General features: G+C 44.9%; 13 protein-coding genes. 7 read left to right on the forward strand and 6 right to left on the reverse strand.

What is annotated here, in order from left to right; all coding sequences use genetic code 11:
• Positions 1-37: 37 nt before the first annotated feature.
• The 4 genes from soxB to dapA all read right to left on the reverse strand — a co-directional run bounded on the left by soxB (position 38) and on the right by dapA (position 8022).
• Positions 38-1957, reverse strand: a complete 1920-nt coding sequence (gene soxB, locus P8S55_RS10635) for a thiosulfohydrolase SoxB (protein ID WP_289224186.1) — start codon at positions 1955-1957, stop codon at positions 38-40.
• Between the two features lie 189 nt (positions 1958-2146).
• Entirely contained in the window at positions 2147-6016 is a 3870-nt protein-coding gene (gene purL / locus P8S55_RS10640) for a phosphoribosylformylglycinamidine synthase (protein WP_289224187.1), read from the reverse strand.
• A gap of 57 nt (positions 6017-6073) precedes the next feature.
• Complete coding sequence (locus P8S55_RS10645) at positions 6074-7144, reverse strand: NlpB/DapX family lipoprotein (RefSeq protein ID WP_289224188.1); 1071 nt, start codon at positions 7142-7144, stop codon at positions 6074-6076.
• A 2-nt stretch (positions 7145-7146) separates the two neighbouring features.
• Positions 7147-8022, reverse strand: a complete 876-nt coding sequence (gene dapA / locus P8S55_RS10650; protein WP_353957013.1) for a 4-hydroxy-tetrahydrodipicolinate synthase — start codon at positions 8020-8022, stop codon at positions 7147-7149.
• 230 nt (positions 8023-8252) lie between these two features.
• Here dapA and P8S55_RS10655 point away from each other — a divergent pair, with 230 nt between their 5' ends.
• The 4 genes from P8S55_RS10655 to P8S55_RS10670 are packed head-to-tail and all read left to right on the forward strand — an operon-like array spanning position 8253 to position 11583.
• Positions 8253-8732 carry a peroxiredoxin gene (locus P8S55_RS10655; RefSeq protein WP_289224190.1) on the forward strand — a complete coding sequence of 160 codons (480 nt, stop codon included), beginning with the start codon at positions 8253-8255 and terminating at the stop codon, positions 8730-8732.
• 46 nt (positions 8733-8778) lie between these two features.
• Positions 8779-10191: a PhoH family protein gene (locus P8S55_RS10660; protein ID WP_289224191.1), complete on the forward strand. Its 1413-nt coding sequence runs from the start codon at positions 8779-8781 to the stop codon at positions 10189-10191.
• Positions 10172-10798, forward strand: coding sequence for a response regulator transcription factor (locus P8S55_RS10665; protein WP_289224192.1), 627 nt, complete (start codon positions 10172-10174; stop codon positions 10796-10798). Before P8S55_RS10660 ends, P8S55_RS10665 begins: the two co-directional genes overlap by 20 nt.
• On the forward strand, positions 10798-11583 hold the full coding sequence (locus tag P8S55_RS10670; RefSeq protein WP_289224193.1) for a hypothetical protein: 786 nt from the start codon (positions 10798-10800) through the stop codon (positions 11581-11583). The genes P8S55_RS10665 and P8S55_RS10670 overlap by 1 nt, the downstream gene beginning before the upstream one ends.
• Before the next feature lie 103 nt (positions 11584-11686).
• Here the strand turns inward: P8S55_RS10670 and P8S55_RS10675 are convergent, their stop codons facing one another.
• Entirely contained in the window at positions 11687-12451 is a 765-nt protein-coding gene (locus P8S55_RS10675) for an HAD family hydrolase (protein WP_289224194.1), read from the reverse strand.
• Positions 12452-12701: 250 nt separating this feature from the next.
• On the opposite strand from P8S55_RS10675, the gene ykgO reads away from it, so the two are divergent.
• The 3 genes from ykgO (at position 12702) to P8S55_RS10690 (ending at position 15469) form a co-directional block, all read left to right on the forward strand.
• The gene (gene ykgO / locus P8S55_RS10680) at positions 12702-12827 is read left to right on the forward strand and encodes a type B 50S ribosomal protein L36 (RefSeq protein WP_044406047.1); all 126 of its coding nucleotides are present in this window, start codon (positions 12702-12704) and stop codon (positions 12825-12827) included.
• 295 nt (positions 12828-13122) lie between these two features.
• Positions 13123-14472 (forward strand): OmpP1/FadL family transporter, encoded by a 1350-nt coding sequence (locus P8S55_RS10685; RefSeq protein ID WP_289224195.1) that lies wholly within the window; start codon positions 13123-13125, stop codon positions 14470-14472.
• Between the two features lie 175 nt (positions 14473-14647).
• The gene (locus P8S55_RS10690) at positions 14648-15469 is read left to right on the forward strand and encodes an NAD-dependent epimerase/dehydratase family protein (RefSeq protein ID WP_289224196.1); all 822 of its coding nucleotides are present in this window, start codon (positions 14648-14650) and stop codon (positions 15467-15469) included.
• Between the two features lie 38 nt (positions 15470-15507).
• Here the strand turns inward: P8S55_RS10690 and P8S55_RS10695 are convergent, their stop codons facing one another.
• Positions 15508-16116, reverse strand: coding sequence for a 5-formyltetrahydrofolate cyclo-ligase (locus tag P8S55_RS10695; RefSeq protein WP_289224197.1), 609 nt, complete (start codon positions 16114-16116; stop codon positions 15508-15510).
• Between the last annotated feature and the right edge of the window lie 61 nt (positions 16117-16177).

The following is a 16177-nucleotide window of genomic DNA, read 5'->3' on the forward strand; positions in this document are numbered from 1 at the left end:
GCAAAAGCTGGGTTTTTTGTATCAAGTCAAAGCTAAATTAGATCACTTTACCTGCATAGTCAGCAAGACCTGGATCCGTGCTAACGTTTTTCAACGTAGGACGGTTAACTTTACTAAGTTTTACCACACCGTTGTTTTTCTTCGCTTGACGGCGAAGATAATCTGCGGCTACGTCCCACATTAAGCGGCCTTCACCGACTTGATCAACCTGCGCCCAACCGGCTACACGATAAGTTTTCTTCATATCAACAGGTGTACCATCATCAAGCTTCATATCAGTAATACGGTTACCCAATGTTTCGTTCGGATCAATGGTGTAATCCAAGCCACCGATACGCGCCATGTCACCACCTGATTGCAAGTAAGGGTCAACTACGAACAAGTTTTCAGCAATACCTTCAAAAATATCCTTAAGCTGTGCACCTGTGTATTCCGTTACATAGGTCTCACCATAGGTCAATGACGTTTGATCCATCACGCGTTCCATGGTAATCATTTCACCAGCAATAACTGAAGTACCCCAACGAACACCCGCTGACATAGCTATATCGGCATTATGTTCTTCACGCAACGCGTTAACTAAAATCTGATCCCACGTACCCATAAAGTTACCACGACGGTAAAGTGTATCTCCGGCAATGGCTAGCTCTTCACTCATGATCTCGCCGAAGGTTTTACCAATACGTGCAGGGTTATTGCGATATTTAGGGTTACGTGCTTCAATGATATTCTGGTCATATTTACGTACACAAAGTTCGTCTAGGAATTGGCTCATTGCTGGGTCAGCAGGCAATACATTTGCAAATACAGGCAATAGCTTGTAGTTCACGCCTTTTAGCTTGCCCTCCTGAATATCTAAATCCATTACACCTACAAACTTACCATTAGAACCAGCGTTAGTAACATAACACGTACCGCCATCTGGACGCTTAACCTTGGTAGGTACTGGCATACCATCATGGGTGTGACCACCAAAAATAGCATCAACACCTGAAATGCGACCGGCCATCTTTATATCCACGTCCATACCGTTATGAGAAATAACAACAACAGCCGCTACATTTTCATTTTCACGGATATGGTTAACCGTTGCTTGCATTTCTTCTTCACGTAAACCAAATGACCAGTCAGGGAAGTTCGCAATTGGGTTAGCGTTTGACAAGCGTGGGAAGGTCTGACCAACAACCGCAATACGTTGACCATTTATGGTTTTAATCGTGTACGGCTTAAACGGCAACAAGTTGTCTTCATCATACATACCATGACCGCCGTGACGATCACACATTTCACGGTATTCATCACCAAATAAGGCATCTTCACGCAAACGGGTATTGTTAGAAATATATTCACCCTTAAAAGCATTTATATTGCGAAGAACTTCTTCTTGCTGATAGGTAAACTCCCAGTGCCCTGTAAGAATATCTAACCCAAGAAGATTAGAAGCTTCTACCATGACCATACCGCGCGTAAACAATGCGGTTCCTGACCCATGCCACAAATCACCGCCATCCATATAGATTGAATTGCCTGCACCCGCTTGTGCACGCAAATTATCAATTAAGGTTTTGAGATGCGCAAAACCACCGACCTTACCATATTTCTTAGCAGCATTTTCAAAGTCTAAGTAAGTAAATGCATAGGCTTCAGGCGAGCCTTCTTTAATTTCAACACCGTTAGCGGCTAAATCTTTAAGCAGGTTTTTACCCACGATATGAGGACGCTGGCCGTGTGCGGGACCGACACCTAAGTTTACGTTTGGCTCACGGAAAAAAATCGGCTTCAACTGAGCATGGTTGTCAGTTGTATGAATTAGACGTACATTGCCCTTCATAGGCGTGTCATACACTTTTTTCCAATCCATTGGCTTATCACCCATAGCTCTTGCACCTGCAGGTAACATACCCGCTGCTGCGGCAACAGCCATAACATGTAAAAATTCACGACGATTTAAAGACATAGGGTCTCTCCGTTCAAGTTAAAAATTCAGCGCAAGCGCCCGTTTAAAAAAGTGTGTTCAAGTTAACTAAATTAACCGCTAAAGTCAAACGGACTAGGTTACTAATACACCAGAATTATCTTATAGTCCATTAAAGCTAGTTTATAACTCCAGCTTCAATGGGTTATTAAAGAAAAAACTAAGGATTTATTAGCCTACCCACTTGCGCGCGTTGCGGAATAAACGCATCCAAGGCGCATCTTCATGCCAATCATCTGGGCACCAAGAATACTGAACCGCACGGAACACACGCTCTGGGTGAGGCATCATAATGGTAACGCGCCCATCCTCAGTGGTTAAACCCGTAATACCCTGCTCTGAACCATTTGGGTTAAATGGATAGCGTTCGGTAGCCAAACCCTGTGTATTTACATAACGCAAGCCAACCATGCCTTTAGCCAGCTCAGATGAGCCCAAACCAAAATCAACACGCCCCTCGCCATGCGCTACGGCTACAGGGATTCGGCTCCCCGCCATGCCTGCCAACAATACAGAAGGCGATTGCTGAACTTCGACCAAAGACAAGCGTGCCTCAAACTGTTCTGAACGATTACGAACAAACGCAGGCCAATGGGATGCACCTGGAATAATCGATTTCAAATTCGACATCATTTGACAGCCATTACACACCCCTAAACTAAAGGTATCTTGACGATTAAAAAAAGCTTCAAACTGATCGCGAGCCATCGTATTAAACAGAATCGAATTCGCCCAACCACGCCCAGCACCCAGCACATCACCGTAAGAGAAACCGCCGCAAGCGACTAGGCCTTTAAACGCTTCAAGCGTAATGCGCCCTTCAAGAATATCACTCATATGCACATCTATCGCGCTAAACCCTGCACGGTCAAACGCCGCCGCCATCTCTTGCTGACCATTAACCCCTTGTTCACGTAAAATCGCCACTTTTGGGCGCACACCTGTTTTAATAAACGGTGCGGCAATATTGTCATTAATATCAAAACTAGGTTTCGCCACTAATTCAGTATTGACTGAGTCTTTAATCGCATCAAACTCTTGTTGAGCACACACTTCATTGTCACGCAAAGCCTGAATACGGTAAGACGTTTCCGACCACCAGGCCTGGTAATGGGCACGTGCGCCTTTTAACAGGGTTTTTTCATGGTTTTTAATAACCATTTCATCAGTGCTATTAGGTTGACCAATCCAATGCGTCATTTCAGACAAACCATAGTGCGCTAATAGCTGATTAACCTGATCACAGGATTCAGCTTTGACCTGAATCACCGCCCCCAATTCTTCGGCTGTTAAAGCGGCAATCGGCTCAACGCCTAATTCAGCGACATTAATATCTAACCCGCAATGCCCAGCAAACGCCATTTCCATCAAGGTCACTAATAAACCGCCATCAGCCCGATCATGGTACGCCAGCAGCAGGCCTGCTTGATTTAATGCCTGAATCGCATTAAAGAATTGGATTAAATCCTCAGCGTGATCCAAGTCTGCAGGGGTTTCACCGACCTGATTATAAACCTGCGCCAAACAGCTAGCACCGACACGATTTTGCTTACGCCCTAAATCAATCACCGCCAAGTGTGTGTCGCCTAGGTCAGTACGCAATTGAGGCGTTAAGGTTTTACGCACATCTTCCACAATAGAAAACGCTGTAATATTCAATGAAACCGGAGAAATAACCGCTTTAGACTGCTCGCCATCTTGCCAAACGGTTTTCATCGACATCGAATCCTTACCCACTGGCACCGAAATACCTAAAGCCGGACACAGCTCCATCCCGACAGTTTCAACGGCTGCAAATAAAGCCGCATCCTCACCAGGATGACCAGCTGCCGCCATCCAGTTAGCCGACATTTTAATATCAGAAATCTGGCCGATTTTGGCAGCCGCAATATTGGTAATCGCTTCTGCAATCGCCAAGCGTGCGGAGGCTTTAGGGTTAATCAACGCCACCGGTGGGCGTTCACCCATCGCCATGGCCTCACCCGTATAACCTTGGTAGCCCGATGCGGTTACACCGACATCCGCCACAGGGATTTGCCAAGGACCGACCATTTGATCGCGGGTCACCATACCGGTAATACTGCGATCACCAATGGTTATTAAAAACGACTTACTCGCAATAGTCGGCAGCTTTAACAAACGCTCGGTTACTTCTTCAAGTTCTAAAACCGCAGTTTCAAATCCAGGTTGTGGCAAGGGTCGTGATGTCACATCACGTTGCATTTTAGGCGGCTTACCTAACAACACATTCAAGGGTAAATCCACCGGATTGGCTTGCAACACCGTATCATTAACGACTAATTCTTGCTCCAAGGTGGCCTCACCCACTATCGCATAAATAGCACGCTCACGCTTACAAATAGCCTCGAACTGTTCAATTTTGTCAGGATAAATCGCAATCACATAGCGCTCTTGCGACTCGTTACACCAAATTTCCATGGGTGACATACCCGGCTCATCATTTGGCACTTTACGTAAATCAAATTTGCCACCGCGCCCAGCATCATTCACTAATTCCGGAAAGGCATTCGACAAACCACCCGCACCCACATCATGAATAGATGCAATCGGCGTATCCTTACCAAGATAAGTACAACGATCAATCACCTCTTGCGCACGGCGCTCCATTTCTGGGTTATCACGTTGCACTGAAGCAAAATCCAACGCCTCAGAGCCCGCACCGGTATCCACACTGGACGCCGCCCCACCCCCTAAACCGATCAACATCGCTGGACCGCCGAGCACAACCAGCTTAGCGCCTACAGGAATATCGTGTTTTTTAACATGCATCTCACGGATGTTGCCCAAACCACCCGCCAACATAATCGGCTTGTGATAACCGCGCACTTCTTCACCCTGGTGAGTCAACAAAGGGTTTTCATAAGTACGGAAATAGCCATTAATAGCCGGGCGACCAAACTCATTGTTATAGCCTGCCGCACCAAGCGGCCCTTCAATCATAATATCCAATGGTGAAACAATACGCCCAGGACGACCATAGTCACGCTCCCAAGGCTGCTTAAACCCTGGAATATTTAAATTGGATACCGTAAAACCTGTCAGACCCGATTTAGGTTTAGAGCCTTGACCGGTCGCCCCTTCATCACGAATCTCCCCCCCCGCACCGGTTGCAGCCCCAGGGAAAGGTGAAATGGCTGTTGGATGATTATGGGTTTCAACTTTAATCTGTACATGAATAGGTTCATTTGAATAACCATATTCCGCACTCGATGCATCAGGGAAAAACCGTGTCGCATCCGGCCCGCTCATCACCGCCGCATTATCGCTATAAGCCGACAACACGCCGTGAGGATTTTTTTGGAACGTATTACGAATCATGCCAAACAAGGTCTTGTCTTTTTTCTGACCATCAATCACCCAATCAGCATTAAAGATTTTATGGCGACAATGCTCAGAGTTGGCCTGCGCAAACATCATTAATTCAGCGTCTGTTGGATTGCGCTTGAGCTGAATAAAGTTATCAACTAAATAATCAATTTCATCCTCGCTAAGCGCTAGGCCTAAGTCACGATTAGCCTGAACCAGCGCATCACGGCCTTGTGCCAAGATATCGACACGCGCCAAACCACGCGGCGAGTGCTTCTCAAATAAAGCAGCTACGCTGGCCAAATCTGTCCACACCACTGAAGTCATGCGATCAAACAAAACAGGCATAAATTTAGTCAACTGATCATCAGCGACGCCTTTAAGAAAATAAGCAACCCCTTTTTCAATCCTTTTAACGCCAGACAATCCACAAGTATGAGTAATGTCGGTCGCTTTTGATGACCAAGGCGAAATGGTGCCGGGACGCGGGGTTACAATGCAACTTACTGAAAGTGTTGGCGTTAGATCATTGCTATGACCGTTTAACAACTGCGCTAATTGTGCTAAAACATCCTGCGTTAAATCTGCATAAGCTTCAATAAAATAAACTGCTTGCGAACGAACGGAAGAGACCGAACCACATTGAGCGAGCTTTTGTGTTAATTGGTTTAAACGATATTCAGAATGAGCTGGAAGCCCCCAAATGATGTGCATAGCTAGATTCCCAATAGAAAAAGCCCTCAAAGAGGGCTAAGATCAATCAATAAAAAATTAGTCCGTTAACAAACCCAGATCAGAAAAAATCTGTTGACGTTGTTTCGCATTAAAAGGGATCGTACCTTCTTCATAAATTAACGTTAAGTCGGTCAAATCTGCAGAACCCGACACAGCCTGCAATTTCAGCCCAACCAGGCCTGGTGAAGTGCGCGAAGTGAATAAACGTGCAAAAAACCCTTGCTCACCAATCGAAGTCTGGGGCATTTTTACCCACATAATACCTTGACCTGGATACTGACGCTCAACCTGCCAATTTGCGCGGTGCTGCATGGTTTGCAAAAAATCCCAGGCTTCAGACGCAGAAGCAGATAACCGAAGTCCAATCAACTCATCACGCTTTTTAACTTCTTGGTAAACGCGCTGAGCATTGACCTGCTGCAACGCATCCTCTTGGTTTGCGCCAAAATACACCATCGCACGGTAAAGTGCCAAAGCCTCCATCATAGGCTCATAAGGACGTAAACGCCAAGCGGTCGTGGTATCGGTCGCGCGCGCACTCATCATGTGATGACTAAAATAAACCCGAACCCCACTCGCCGCTTCTTCAACTCTTACGCTATAGCGGTCATAAATGCCGCCCACCTGCTCAGGTCGCCAACTATTAAGTAAACGCGAAACTAGGCCTAACTCCTGCTCAACCGGTGCAATCTCTTTACGCGCCAAATAACTCGTCGTCATCAAACCAATATCCAGGCGTTGCTGGTCTATTTTAAAGCCCTGACTGGTTAAAAACCGCTCAATGCCCAACCACACATCCTTAACCGGCAAATCATCAACAACCAACCAGCGTTCAACTAAGTTAGACTCAATTCTCAAGCCCTCAGCCTGAAAACTAGGGATATGCTCGATCTGCTCAAGCGACTGCCTTGCGCTTATCTCCAGCGACACCAAAGGATCACCTGTGCGACGCAATATAAAATTTGGCGGCATTTCTAATTGCTTAGCTAATTCAGCTTCGTTTTTACGGTACTCCGCATCCTGGCCAATCATACTCGAAAAAGAAGAACACCCTACTATAGACGTGCATAAACCTAAGCATGCAGACAATTTAATCCAATTATTCAAAACTAGAGCACTCCTGCTTCTAACAAGGCACCACGCACAACGCTATGGTACTCTTCGGATAAGGGCGTTAAGGGTAATCTTATTGCAGGCCCGATCAGCCCCATTTCCACCAACGCCCACTTTACAGCAATGGGATTAGCTTCGACAAATAATTTTTGGTGCAAAGCCATTAAAGGCGCATCGAGTTTACGCGCTAATTGCGCATTACCCTCTAGTGCCGCCTCATAAGCCATAGCAACCTGCTTAGGCGAAACATTGGCGCTAACCGATATGCCCCCCTGACCACCCAACAAAATAAACTCAATTGCTGTTGCATCATCACCGGAATAAAGATCAAAGTCCGCATCAACCAATGCACGGATTTTTGCAACGCGAGACAAATCCCCTGTTGCTTCTTTTACACCAATAATATTAGAAATCTTGGCTAAACGACCAATCGTTTCAGGCTGCATATCGCACGCAGTCCTTCCGGGAACATTATATAAAATCTGAGGAATATCAACCGTTTCAGCAATCTTTTTATAATGAAGATACAAACCTTCCTGCGTGGGTTTATTATAATAAGGCGTAACCAACAAACAGGCATCGGCACCCGATTTTTTAGCACAGGCTGTCAATTCAATCGCTTCTGACGTCGAGTTAGCCCCCGTGCCTGCGATTACAGGAATTCGCTTGGCCACCCTATCAACTACAAACTTGATGACATCACAATGTTCTGCCATATCTAATGTCGATGACTCCCCCGTCGTACCCACCGCAACAATTGCAGACGTACCCGAGGAAATATGCCATTCGATTAGCTGCTCAAGCCTTATAAAATCAACGCTTTCATCATCGTTCATTGCGCTAACCAACGCTACCATACTGCCTCTAAACACAGCCAACCTCACTTGAAAATTCGAACAATCAAAACCATGTTAAAACAAAGCCTTGCTTTAAAAGCGTAATCTTACCGTTTCAATACCGCTTGTTCAACTTGAATATTCAATAGCTGATTAATCAAAGCACAGAATCAATAAAAACTATTGCACCTAAAGAATTTTATAGCGATACTAGGGACAGAACTAATTCAACGTTTTTTAACCGATTTTAATAGAGAATTGAATACATGGAAAAAATAAATTTAACTGATTTCTCACTCAGTGCGACACCCGACCAAACCCTAACGCTAGAACATTTCAAAGGGGCTTATACGCTTGTTTACTTTTACCCCAAAGACAATACACCTGGCTGTTCGCAACAAGGTCAAGACTTCAGCGCACTTCACCCTGAGTTTCTTAAACACAATGCACAAATTTTTGGTGTTTCAAAAGACAGCTTAAAACAACACCAAAATTTTAAAGAAAAATACCAGTTTCCGTTTGAACTTATTAGTGATCCAGATGAAATTTTGTGCAACATGTTTGATGTAATCAAACTTAAAAAGAACTTTGGCAAAGAGTACTATGGTATTGAACGCAGCAGCTTTTTACTTGATCCAAAATTAAATTTGATTCAGACCTGGCGAAAAGTTAAAGTGTTAGACCATGCTCAGGCCGTGTTTGATAACTTAAAAACGCACAAAACTAAAAACAATGAAAAAAACTGATAAATCACTACACCGCCCTCCAATTCACAGCGAGCAAGGATTAACCATGACCGAAAACCTAAACCGCCTATTTATTATCGACACGAACGTAATGATGCACGATCCAATGGCATTATTTAATTTCGACGAGCATGATATCTATATACCCATGACCGTGCTTGAAGAGCTTGATGCTGGCAAAAAAGGCATGTCAGAAGTCGCACGAAATGTACGCGAAACAAACCGACTGCTTGATCAAATTATTGATGGCGCGGATTTCGAACAAATAAAACAAGGCCTACCGCTAGAAAACATTCATCCAGTTAAACGTAAATCCGGTGAACTTCGCCTCGGCCATCTTTTTTTTGAAACCGAACACCTAACCGCCGAACTACCGGTTCAAATCCCCAGCTATAAAGCCGATAACCAAATTCTAAAAACAGGCCTAGCGCTTAAAGCGAAGTTTTTTGATCGAAATGTTACCCTAGTCACCAAAGACATTAATATGCGCATCAAAGCCTCAGCGGTGGGGTTGCACTCTGAAGACTACTACAACGACCGCGTGCTCGAAGATGCCGACCTGCTCTATACCGGCTATGAATACCTTGAAGACAACTTCTTTGAAACCCACGGCAAAGACATGAAAGCCTGGCAAGAAGAAGCGCGAAGCTTTTATGAACTCACGGTTCAACAAGACAACCACTGGTATCCAAACGAATGTTTAATCAGCCGCAATGACTCTGGCTTTAGTGCTATCGTGCGCACTATAGAAGAGGGCAAAGCCGTGCTTGAAACCCTACGCGACTACACCGAACCCAAGCACGCGATTTGGGGCATTAGTGCGCGCAATATAGAACAAAACATGGCGATGAACCTACTCATGGACCCAGAAATTGATTTTGTATCTCTGCTCGGCCCAGCCGGAACCGGTAAAACCCTACTGGCGTTAGCCAGCGGCCTAGACCAAACGTTAGACCAATCCATTTACAACGAAATTATCATGACCCGCGCCACCATCCCTATAGGCGAAGACATAGGCTTTCTACCCGGAACCGAAGAAGAAAAAATGACCCCCTGGATGGGCGCGCTGATGGACAACCTTGAAGTCTTAACCCAAGGCGACGGCAACAGTGCCGAGTGGGAAAAACAAAGCACCAACGAACTGCTCAACAAACGCATAAAAATCAAATCGCTCAACTTTATGCGTGGGCGAACTTTTATGAAAAAATACATAATTATTGACGAGGCGCAAAACATTACCCCCAAACAGATGAAAACGCTGGTCACACGTGCTGGGGCAGGCACAAAAATTGTATGTATTGGGAATATCGGTCAGATAGACACCCCCTACCTCACCGAAACCACCTCCGGGCTGACCTATGTTGTCGATCGTTTTAAAGATTGGGAGCATGGCGCGCACATTACGCTAAAACAAGGCGAACGCTCGCGTCTAGCTGAATATGCCTCCAACACACTCTAATAAGCTATCGCTCCTAATCGTTGATGACGACCCCGCCATCAACGCTATGCTAGCCCTGGTTCTTGAAAACCAGGGCTACCAAACCGAGTCAGCCTACTCGGTCGAGCAAGCTGAGCGTTTCATTCAACAAAAAACCTTTGCACTAGTGTTACTCGACCTAGGTTTACCCCCCAATGAACACACACCAGAGCAAGGCTTAAATCTGCTGCAAAAAATTCAAGACCAGCAACCCACTAGTCTAGTGCTGGTTTTAACCGGACAAGAAAACACCGCTTATGAATCGATTAAGCTCGGCGCGTTTGATTACCTCAACAAACCCATTGACGAACAAGCGATTTTAAATGCCGTTCAACGTGCCAGCCTGTTTTATCAACAAAATCAAAAAATGCACCAACAAGGTCTGCATTCAATGCGCATTCAAGCCGAAATGGGCGAAGGCGTAAAAAACGTTCGCAATCAAGCAGAACAGAAAATCCTACGCCACGTATTGTTTCAATGCGACTTTAATATCCACGAAACCGCCCGACGCCTCGGGCTAAAACGTGAAAACGTCTATTACCTAATGAATAAGTACGCAATCCAACGCCAAACCTCGGAATCCGACTAGTGTGGGAAATTAACCCAGCCTGGTTTTTGCTGCTCACCTTAATCGGCCTAGTAATCCTAGCGGTCTTTGCGTACCTAAAGCGCCAAAGCTACCGACTAAGCCGCACCCTATCCCAGCTTTACCAGCTCAACCAACAGCTCAACCAAGACCCCATTAACCTAATCAACCAGGCCTGGCCACTACTCAAACCCATAGGCATTAATGGCTACCAAGCCCAGGTTATATGGTTTGGCGACAAACTTGATTTACAAAATGGCGAACTTAAAGGTCGCCAACAAGCCTACCACTTAAATGATCAACTAAGCAATCAAGACATCCAGATTGATTTTAGTTTCTACACCCCCAATCTATCGGGCGAACGTCGCTACTTTGCCCAACTCGTTCAACAAACCTTTATTCACCTGCTTGAACACAATATTCAAACCAAAATCAATCAAATTCTCACCACCCAAGCAGGCGTTCAACGTGCGCAGGTTTTTGCCCAACACGACCTTAAAAACCTGATGCAATTTATCAACCTACTCAACAGCCAACTCAAAAAAACCACCCAACCCGAACAAGAACACCGCCTGCTCCAAAGCCTAAAACACAGTGTGCCCTCGCTACAACAACGCGCCGAACGTATTTTAAGCAACCTACAACCACCCCATGAACCCAACAATACAACCCAACCCTACACACAGCACTCAGAAACCCCGCAACCCATTCAACTCGCCCACTTTATTGACCAACTTGCACAACCCCTTTTTATGCCCTACGAAATTCAAGGCGACGCGCACCTTTGATGCGCCTACCAACCCAAATGAACCATTTAGCAGTTCTGATCTTGCCTTTAATGATGATGCATCGCCATTGACAACCTGTTGTAGCATCAAAACGCTTTAATCCCTAACCCGCGTAAAAAACCTGCTTTACTAAACTTAAATCTAAATAAGTTCGATGCCCTACCTCACCCTTTATCACTCTAAATACATTAAGCGGATCACCCATTTGATCTAACACCAACTCCGCTTGGCTAAAATCATCCTTCGCCGTATACCCATTTACAGTAATAATCGTTTTTAAGCCTGCGGCCTTTGACGACAAAATTCCGTTGCGTGAGTCTTCAAACGCAATCGCCTCATTAGGCTGTAACTTCATTTTCGCCAAGGCCCAGGTAAAAATATCCGGCGCGGGTTTTTTAGCAGGCACACTATCCCCCGCGGCAATCACTTCAAACCAATTCAGCGAATCCGCGCCTAGCGTATGGGTTAACAAGGCCGTGACGTTTTCTGGCGTGGTGGTGGTGGCAATCGCTAAACGCAGGCCTGCTTGTCGTGCCTCATTGATCAAACGCGCGACACCTGATCGTAAGGGAATTTTCCCCTCAGCCAAAAGCTGCGTATAAAACTCGGTTTTTGATGCATGCAGTCCTTTTACAAATCCATCAAGATCCGCTGGTTTTGTAAAACGCGTATTAAACTTATCAAGATAAAACTTAATTCGCTCTTTGCCCCCCGTCACCGCCAACAACTCGCCATACAAGGCTGCATCCCAGTCCCAATCCAGGCCTGCTTGTTTAAAGGCTAAATTAAATGCAACGCGATGACCATCTTTTTCGGTATCCGCCAAGGTACCATCCACATCAAATAACAGCGCTTTAAGTTCACTCATGTCATCTTCCTTTCGTCAGTAAAGCTCAATTAAAATAAGCAAAGCATTTTGCAATAACCTAGTAAAAAACTCAAGAACTATTACCATCTTAACAAACGACCCCGCCTAGTTGACGGCATTTTGGATTAATGAGGGTTTAAAGCTTGTCATCCAGCTCAAATAAGCTGGACATTAATAATTTTAAATAGTATAATCCGCGCTTCAAATTTGAACCGAGTCTTTGAACTCACTAACCTAGGTAATAAAAACTATGAAAATTTTATCTTCTTTAAAATCAGCTAAAACACGCCATAAAGATTGTCAAATCGTTCGTCGTCGCGGTAAGGTTTATGTAATCTGCAAAACAAACCCTAAATTCAAAGCGCGCCAGCGTTAAGTTTAGCTGTAAATTCGAATCGAAAGCCGTCCTGATCAGACGGCTTTTTTGTTTCTAGTGTAAAAATTAATCGACTACTTAAATTCACATAATAAAAACTTATACCACTATAATCATTTCCATATCAACATTTTATTTTATAATCAAAAACTTATATCACATTAAATTCACAAATAGCCGATAAAAATTTTTGAATTATCTTTTCTCAAAACTTTCATTCATAGTAACAACCAAGCCGAACACTCGGTTTTTATAAGACAACATAACCGATGAAAAATAACAAAGGATTTTAACTATGAAAAAGACGAGATTAGCCTTAGCGATTGCCTCTGCTGCGATGATTTCTCAACCCGTTTTAGCAACCAATGGCGACCACCTGATAGGTTTAGGCGCTCAGGCTCGCGCCTTGGGTGGTACAGGTGCGGCCGCGTTTTTTGGTTCTGAAAACGCCCTGACTAACCCAGCGTTACTAGGAAAAGCGCAAGGCACTGAATTTGTTTTAGGCGGCACTTTATTTAAACCTAATGTTAAATCATCGACGAATGTAGCCTCAGCCGTTGGGGCCGCAAGCCAAGCCGCTGAAGCGAACGGCGGCATGCCTGTAGCCGGTTCGGGTTCAATGGCACCAGCCATGTCTGCTACCAGTGCAAACGATACCAATATAATCCCTGAAGTTTCTTTGGCAACACGTCTAACGGACAATCTTGTATTTGGATTAGGCATTTTCGGCTCTGCAGGTATGGGGGTAGATTACCGTGATAACCCTGCTCTATTTGATGGCTATAGTAACTTACAGCTAATGAAGTTTGCCCCAACCCTTGCCTATAATGAAGATTCATGGGGCATAGGTTTTGCACCTGTAATTCAATACGGTGCGTTGGATATTAACTACGAAACCCAAGATGGCACTACGGGTAACGGTATGTCTACTGATCTAGGTTATGGCTTCAATATTGGCGCATACTTTAATTTGTCACCTGAATTAACTCTTGGCTTAGCTTATCAATCTGCTATTAACATGGAATACAAAGATCAGATAACACGCGCTGCTGAAGGCTTTGGTCTTAATGGTATGTTTACTGATAAATTAGAGCAACCTTCAGAAATAAAGGTGGGCATGGCTTATACCATGGGTCGCATGATGTACACCGCAGACTATAAGCAAATTGGTTGGGGATCAGCTGACGGGTATAAAGACTTTAACTGGAAAGATCAGGACGTATTTGGCTTAGGTGTTAAGTTCACCGAATCAAACTACTGGGTTGGCGCAGGCTATAACTATGGCAAAGACCCTATAGAAAAACTGGGTCAAGGCGCATCCATGCAGGAAGCCTATGCGAATGCCGCTGTTAACCTTTTCAATAACCACTTTTTTCCAGGGATTGTTGAATCGCATTACACCTTCGGTGGTGGTTACCAGTTAACAAAAAATATCGCAATCGATGCGGCGGTGGTGATGGCGTCAAAAGTGACAAAAACTGTTGATACTTCTGCCGTCAGCGCGGGTCTAGCAATGCAAGGTGCTATGCAAAATGGCGCAACCCAAGAGCAGGCCGGAGCTTTTGCTGAAACCGTTGGCGAAACCTCTCACCGAGTAACGCATTCTCAACTTGGCTACACAATTGCATTACGCATGAACTTCTAAAAAACCAAGGCGCACTAGAGTTTTGCGCATGAGCGTTGACCAGGCTAACCAGGCCTGGTTTTTTGTTTGTATCGCTCAGTTTTTATCAAGCTTTTTTCATTCTCCCCACTTTTATAAACAGCAAAACTTGTGCATACTAACCACAAATTTCAGCCTTTAAACAAATAGGATGGTTATGGCAAATGTATTAATTGCGGGATGTGGTGGTCTGGGTATTCAATTAGGCTTAGCCCTGTGCGAATCTGGGCATCAGGTTTATGGGTTGCGTCGAGATGCGAGTAAAATTCCCGCACCGATTAACCCTATAAGCGCTGACCTTAATCAAGAACTTATTTCATTGCCCGCTGAGTTCGATTATGTGTTTTTTATGTCGTCAGCCGGAAAATACAATGACTTTGCTTACTATCAAGCCTATGTATCTGGCTTAAAAAACCTGCTACGCGGGCTGGCAGGTCAACAGGTCAAGCGTCTGTTTTTCACTTCAAGCACGTCCGTATTTAGCCAATCGGATGGCGAATGGGTTACTGAAGAAACCCTAGCAGAAGAACACAACTTTTCAAGCAAACGTTTACTCGAAGGCGAACAACTGGCACTCAATAGCGGCTGGCCCGCGACGGTGGTTCGATTTGGCGGCATTTACGGCCCAGGGCGCACCCATATTATCGACCAGGTCATGTCTGGAAAAGCTCACTGCATGGAAGATGTCTTTAGCAACCGTATCCATAGCGATGATTGCGTGGGAATTTTTTTGCATCTGTTAAACATCGACCAGCCAGAAGCCTTGTATATTGGAGTCGATAACCAACCTACTCTATCTTGTGAGGTTTACGAATGGCTAGCGGAACAACTGAGCATCGGAACCATCGAGCATAGCGAGCCGACAGAAAACAGCCGGTTAATGCGCAGTAACAAGCGTTTAAGCAATGCAAAAATTCGCGCCACAGGCTATGAGTTTAAATACCCGACCTATCAAGAAGGCTACGGCAGTTTAATTTAAAACCTGCTGAAGCATTTAAACATTTAGCATTCAAACATCTAGCGTTCAACAAACCTCAAGCAGGCCTGCTCAGTAATAATCGCGTCCAATGGCACATCCCAAGCTTGAGGACTAAGCGCGTTGACCTGCTGACAGGCATGCGCCCAGCCGATTAGACTGGGGCTTGTCTTGGTAGGATGAAGCTTAGGTTTTTTCAGTTTAAATTCAAATGTTTTGTCATAAAACCCACCCCCCATCCCTAAACGCCGCCCCTTTGCATCAAAACCCACTAAAGGCATAAATACAAAATCAAGTTGCGTTGGCGCAATTAAATCAGTTGCTCTTGTGGTTTGAGGTTCTTCAATTCCATAACGATTTTTGATTAAGCCTGTTTCCGGTTGATAAAGCGAAAAAATCAAACGTTTGGTTTCAAAATCAATGATCGGTAAAAACACCTGACAAGCCTGAGCCCATAAATGACTGATCAGTGCTTGGGTGTCTAACTCGCCATCTTGCGCTAAGAAAGCGGCAACCCGCGTCCGGGGTGGGACCAATTTACTCGCTTGCAACTCAACGACGGCTTGCAGACCGTGTTCTTTTTGTTCGGCTAGGCTTAGCTCTCGTCGCTGTTGGCGCAATGTTTGTCTTAATCGATCAAGGCGGGTCATGGTTTCTTTCTCTCACTCAATAGATTTTTTAGGTAGAATTGGAGCTAATCGGCCAGGTCTT

The organism is Thiomicrospira sp. R3 (genome assembly GCF_029581415.1).
GTDB lineage: Bacteria > Pseudomonadota > Gammaproteobacteria > Thiomicrospirales > Thiomicrospiraceae > Thiomicrospira.

Excerpts from the sequence above, each read along its gene's own strand:
- P8S55_RS10695 (WP_289224197.1), bottom strand. The coding sequence starts at position 16,116 with ATGACCCGCCTTGATCGATTAAGACAAACATTGCGCCAACAGCGACGA.
- P8S55_RS10690 (WP_289224196.1), top strand. The coding sequence starts at position 14,648 with ATGGCAAATGTATTAATTGCGGGATGTGGTGGTCTGGGTATTCAATTA.
- P8S55_RS10665 (WP_289224192.1), top strand. The coding sequence starts at position 10,172 with ATGCCTCCAACACACTCTAATAAGCTATCGCTCCTAATCGTTGATGAC.
- P8S55_RS10655 (WP_289224190.1), top strand. The coding sequence starts at position 8,253 with ATGGAAAAAATAAATTTAACTGATTTCTCACTCAGTGCGACACCCGAC.
- soxB (WP_289224186.1), bottom strand. The coding sequence starts at position 1,957 with ATGTCTTTAAATCGTCGTGAATTTTTACATGTTATGGCTGTTGCCGCA.
- ykgO (WP_044406047.1), top strand. The coding sequence starts at position 12,702 with ATGAAAATTTTATCTTCTTTAAAATCAGCTAAAACACGCCATAAAGAT.
- P8S55_RS10675 (WP_289224194.1), bottom strand. The coding sequence starts at position 12,451 with ATGAGTGAACTTAAAGCGCTGTTATTTGATGTGGATGGTACCTTGGCG.
- purL (WP_289224187.1), bottom strand. The coding sequence starts at position 6,016 with ATGCACATCATTTGGGGGCTTCCAGCTCATTCTGAATATCGTTTAAAC.
- P8S55_RS10660 (WP_289224191.1), top strand. The coding sequence starts at position 8,779 with ATGACCGAAAACCTAAACCGCCTATTTATTATCGACACGAACGTAATG.
- P8S55_RS10685 (WP_289224195.1), top strand. The coding sequence starts at position 13,123 with ATGAAAAAGACGAGATTAGCCTTAGCGATTGCCTCTGCTGCGATGATT.